Source organism: uncultured Paraglaciecola sp. (genome assembly GCF_937123705.1).
GTDB lineage: Bacteria > Pseudomonadota > Gammaproteobacteria > Enterobacterales > Alteromonadaceae > Paraglaciecola.
This window is the reverse complement of sequence record NZ_CAKZKO010000129.1, coordinates 1-6,009: the sequence shown is the minus strand read 5'-3', so window position 1 is coordinate 6,009 and position 6,009 is coordinate 1. Positions and strand designations below refer to the sequence as shown.

Annotated in this window: 2 protein-coding genes; one reads left to right on the top strand and one right to left on the bottom strand. The window is 44.9% G+C overall.

Translation table 11 applies throughout. The features are described from left to right. Positions 1-4,713, top strand: a 4,713-nt coding sequence (locus Q0688_RS15735; protein ID WP_299078875.1) for a hypothetical protein, incomplete at its 5' end; no start/stop codon positions are given. A 98-nt stretch (positions 4,714-4,811) separates the two neighbouring features. Here Q0688_RS15735 and Q0688_RS15730 read toward each other — a convergent pair. Further along, a partial coding sequence (locus tag Q0688_RS15730) for a hypothetical protein (RefSeq protein ID WP_191603805.1) occupies positions 4,812-6,009 on the bottom strand: 1,198 nt, incomplete at its 5' end.

Here is a 6,009-nt window from a genome sequence, read left to right as displayed (position 1 = left end):
CATGACGCAACGGATACTGTTTCTCTAACAGATAGTAACGGCCTGTCCCATGACTACAACGCCATTGTGCACGAAGGTACTGCCAGTGTTTCGTTACAGGATTTGTTTGTTAATGATCAACCAAACTTTAGCTCTGCAGACATCGCTGGTGGTTATGGCTCAGAAGATTTGTTTGTCACGATTAAGCTTACTCAAGATCAAGTGGATGCAGGTTTTGGTATCAGTGGCTCAGGCGTTACTCAAGTTATGGCAACAGAGTGGATTGTTGAATCCGCGAACTTTGATAATGCCAACCTAGATATCCCTACAAACTTTAACGGCACGGTTGGTTTTAACTTAGACCTGCAAACGGTTGAAAACGATGACTTGAGCGGCAATACCCAAGGGGATTCAGATAAAGTTAATATCGCTCTATCTGTACTTGTTACACCTGAAGCTGAAGGCACGGTCAATAACAGCGCAACCCAAAGTGAAGATACAGATCAAATTTTAGATTTCACTTTCTCTGGTAATGGTGGTCCGAATGAGCAATTAACAGGTGTATGGATCAATACGGAGTCTATTCCGGAAGGTATTGAACTCATTACGCAAAACCATGGAACACTAACACAAACAAGTGCTGGTTCAGCGCAATGGGTGCAACTTGACGTCGCGAATAATACCGTTGAGCAAGTGACAGCGCGCTTCCAAGACAGCCGTCACGACGGCGATGAAGATTACACCTTCGACTTCCGCTATACCGTATCGGACAGCACGCCAGCGGGGGATCATCCGTATACAGACACGACGCCAACAGGCAATAGTTATGATGCAGCGTCTACAGATTACGTGTCGGCGACTTACAACGTTACAGTCAATGCCGTGACGGATGCCGCGACCCTAAATCTAGGTGCCATTACTGATGTAGATGGAGATGGCAATAGTGACCTGACCTATGATGCGGCAACAAATACAGTAACCGTTACCGATAACACTATCTTCGAAGTACCTTTCACGCTTATTGCTAATGATATGATCGGCGAAGGGAGCTCTGGCAACGGTCAGGATATCGATGGCTCAGAAACGATTAAACAAACCGTTGAGCTTTTTGGTGTACCAGAGGGTATTGATATCGTAGGGGGCACTTACCTTGGTGATATCACTGATGCCGACGGCAACGCCGTACATACAGGGCGCTGGCGTGTAGATATCAGTGATGATCTGATCATTGATAGTGCGTCAGGTGAAACAAACAGTATTCGCTTTATCGTTGATCGTGCAACTTATACTGATATCGATCAAATAGTGACTATTCGCGTAAGCCATCAAGATACGGATGCTGATGTGCTATCAAATGATGTTACTTTCAGGCTTGCGATCGATGGCGATACATTTGCGGGCAGTGGCCCTGCGCCAACCGATCCAATGGATCTTGTTGTTACGCTTAATGATGTAGATTTTACGGAAGATACTCCACGTAACTTAGATGAATTGGTATCTGTAACGGATGGTGCTACATCAGGAGATAGCAGTAAATATACGATTACGATCAAAAATCTTGAAGGTGCTTCTTTATCTGGTGCTGAGTATGTCGACGAGGACGGTGGATACTACACATTATCAGGTGAAGGTGACGTGAATGCTGTGATTGCTTCGCTAGAGCAGCTAACATTGACGCCGAATAGTAATGAGAATATTAACTCTTCAACTTCAGCGGACTTCGATATTGCTATTACGACCTATGGTCTAAATGAACACCATAGTTACCCAATTGATAATGCTACTTTTGATATTGCCCCAGTAACGGATGAGAGTACCCTATCCATCACTGAGCCAGCAATTCTTGAGGATACAGCAACCGATTTTGTGATTAATTTAGCGAATGATGCCGATAATCCACGTCAGTTGCTTATTGATGGGAAACTGTATATCCAAGTGACTCAGACAGCTAGCTCTAATGTCGGTGACTTAGGAACATTTACGCTAAACGGTAGTTCTTTACCGAGCACTATTAACTTTACAGCGGGTCAATTGACAGATGGTCAAATACCTGCGAATGAACTACCAGCAGGTGATTATATTGTAATCGATGGCGCAAGCTTTGGTAACAGCATTACTATCACTTATACACCGCCAGCGAATCAGCACGGTAATGAAGTGAGCATTAAGGCTTGGGCGTTAACGCAAGAAGATCCTCAATCCTCCGGCTACAGCACGGCTACTTGGCTTACATCGAGTGAAGTCACCGCGACAGTACAAGCGGTAAACGATGGGCTTACTAATGCGGATCCGACGATGACCGGTGATGAGGATGGCATAGCTCTACTAGATTTAGGTGACAACGTCGCGCTTGCTGATGCAAATAGTGAAAATATTACCTCTGCAACGTTAACGGGCGTACCGCTGGGTTACGAGGTATTGCTAAATGGTGTCGTGCAAACGGGTACTATATCGGGTGTGGACGCAAATGGAGATTACCTATACGACTATATTCTTAATGTCGCCTCTATCACTGATCTAGAAACCATTGGTATTCAGCGCACTGCGGCAGTAGAGCATTTCTCGGGTACGATTGAGGTGGGTTTAGCAATTACTTCTGGTGAGTCTGGTATGGAGACCGCACAGTCCTGGCCTAATTTCCAAGTAAGCTTCAATCCGGTAGCGGATGACTTACTAAATATGGAAGCTACTAAAACCTTCGGCGATGAATACACGTGGGTAGCGCTGAATTTGAACGCCAACGTAGCGGATACCGATGGCTCCGAAACATTAATGGTAACGTTCGAAGGTGTAGCAACAGCCTTAGACGATACTGCATTGTTCCGCTTAAATGGCACCTTGCTAGATGCACCTCAAGCGAACTTTGGTAGTGGTAAGTGGGTCATTACGGATGTGCCTTATGACCAGATCGGTAATATTGAAATGCTATACCACTCGTTTAATGACGATGTGAACGTAACGGTGCAAACAGTGGACAGCGCAACAGGACTACCGACCAGTACTTTGACTTCTGGATCGACTGATACCTTTAACTTACGCTTAGACGAAAGCCAAACAATTACCACAGGTGATGAAGATAACAACATTGTTGTGAGTGCGACCAGCGGTGCGACCATAGACTCTGGTGCCGGTAATGATACCATTGTCGGTGGTGCAGGGGATGATACAGCTGTATACGGTTCAGATATTACCGCTTATCAAATGAGCTACGATGCCAGCTCAGGAGAACTAACAATCTCAGGGGCAGAAGGTATAGATACGCTTATCAACGTAGAGCAACTAACGTTTAACGGCGAGACCTACACCCTAGAACTGGGCAGCAACAATGATGACACGATCAACGTGGCAGGTAGTGGACGTTACCTGATCATTGCCGGAGCTGGAAGTGACAACATCACAGCAGACGCTGATGATTATGTTGTCTCTGGTCCTGCTAGTAGCTTGACGACGCCTGTGTTATTCAGTTCGCTGGATACGGCAGATAACTCGGAAGAGACTCCTAATAATGGCATCATTATCGATGGTATTATCGAAGGCATGTACTACGAAACCTCCTCAGGTATGACGGGTTACACAGATGCTCAAGGTGGCTTTAGTTACCAGAACGGTGACAGCGTTACCTTTAGTGTGGGTGGTGTATTGATCGGTACCGCGATGGCAGACGACCTGGCGCGTGGCAATGTCTTCTTGCAGGACCTTGCGGACGTATCTCGTACTGACCTATCTAACGACTACGTACAGAAAATGGCTGTGTTCCTACAGTCACTGGACAGCGAAGGCAACACCGCTGGTGGTATTCAAATCTCTGCTGCATCACGCGATGCCCTTGCTTCGACTTCGTTGAACTTAAACTCAGCGAGCATGGATGACGTTAATAATCTATTGGTTAATCAAGGTTTTACGCCAGTAGAGCTTATGACGGCAATGGAGCACGTCCAAGACATGCTGGTCAACTACACCGAGCTTGACGAGGAAGATTTCGGTGATGCCCTAGACGAATTTATCGTAGCCGAAGAAACACTAGAGCAGGCTCTTGAAGAGACGGCAGGAGAAGAGGTTGTTGAGTCTGATGAAGTTGAAGTAATCGACGAAACATTGATAGAAGATGACATCGAAGGCGCTCAGGTTGTCGATACAGATGTGGTCGAAGAAACAGAAAGTGATGGCAACAACGGTAATGTTGATGAAAACATCACCGAAGTCGAAGATGTGCTTTCACAACCAGCCGACGCTGAAGATGAGTTAGAACAAATCGAAGAAGTTGTTGGATCTGACTTGGCAACAGATTCAGAAGAGCCGGAAACTGACGAAGTGGTTGAGACAGATGTAGTCCCTGAAGTGGGAGAGGTTGCTATGGACAATAACGACCTTCTAACCGACCGCAGCTTGATGTTTGATGCTCCTGAGACTGAGACTGAGACTGAGACTGAGACTGAAACTGAGACTGCTGAAGAAGAGAGCTTTGATAGCTTACTGACTGACGACGCCATTATCATCGAAGACAACGCCTTCGACGAAGAAGATTCTGAAACAGGGCCAGAAGACGAACTTCCAGCAGAAGAAGAAATCTTCGAACCCGAGTCAGAAGAAGTGCCGTTGTCAGAGCCAACAACTGAGCAACCAGCTGAAGAGCAGGAAAGTGCAGCTGAGCCAGCATCTTCGAGCGACAGTGTTGTTATCTTGGAGAACCCAGATATTCAACCTGTTCAAGAACAAAGTCATAGCGATTTTTAGTCTTACTAATATTGTGAGTCAAAATATTTAAATTCCCTCCGGTAATAAGAGCTTTATATTATTGGAGGGAGTTTAAATTCTGTTCTTTGGAGTTTTCTTTATAAACTTAAAATAAAGAACATTGCGAATACATACCTAGCCCCTTCTATAGCTTTTCCAGTTTGTGGATTGATTAAATTCACTCCTAACCATCCAAACTCACCCACTTTTAAGTTACTGTTTGCTATAGCCGTGGCTATACTCTTTTTCTTCGATATTCCTAACCCCATTCTCCAATGCGGAATGCATTTTCTCATGATGTTGCTATGACTCTGGCCTTTGCCATGCAGCAGGGTGAAAGTTATGGCCACATCAGCAGTTTTAAGTAGGGACAATGCTTCGATAATAGGTTTCGCAGCCTCAACACTTGTGAATCTCATTAAGTGATTTCGTTTTTGAGTGTGCTGCTGAAAACCGTTTAACAGTACTTGTAGCTGTTCTGGCTGATTCTTACTCAGTTCATCAAGTGACTTAATCAGGCTTAGGTATGCTGCGCGATCTTGAACTATTTTTCTGGGCTGTGCTGGTAGAGGAAGTGTTTCGCCGTTGTAGCTTTCTAGATTGATTTTCTTGGCGTTCGATATGTCGAATTTATGAGCACCAGCACTCAAAAGTGAAAGTAGATTGTTCTGCCATGTTTCAATATCGGACTTAGCTATACCTGTGCTATCGGATAGCCGTGAGATCTTGTCAAATGTGTTGGAGCTCTGTATTAACTTAAACAGAACCTTACGACATTGGTTAAATTCTCTCTCAAGATCGCTATTAGCGGTCTCAAGACTAAAGTTTATGATCGCTTCTGCGGGTGGGATGGATACTGTTTTTTGATCAATGATTAGAAACTTCTTGCGAAAGTTTTCTCTGTATTTGTTCTTTCCAGGTTCTAGCCAGCGATAGATGGTGCTCATAGATTGGCCGGATGCTAATGCGAGTTGTTCGTGTGTTGGCGCCAGCCTTTCTTCAATCAATTCACGGGCAATATAATCTAGCAGGTGGCTATAGTGTTCGAGCGTTGTTTCAGGGGAGGCATGCCCCATGAGCATTGATATTGCGTACAGACTCTTTTTAGTGGGGGTTAAAGTCCCAAATAGATGTCTCTTGAGTCCTTCGCTGTTTCTAATCCACTCCTGTGTCCGTGGATACGAATCAAAAATACTTAAAGAGGATTTGTCATTCAGCATTAGGGAACATGCGATTAAGTCGGTAACATGAGACAATCTTGCCGACTTAATCTGACTACGACTCCAGCCGATCATG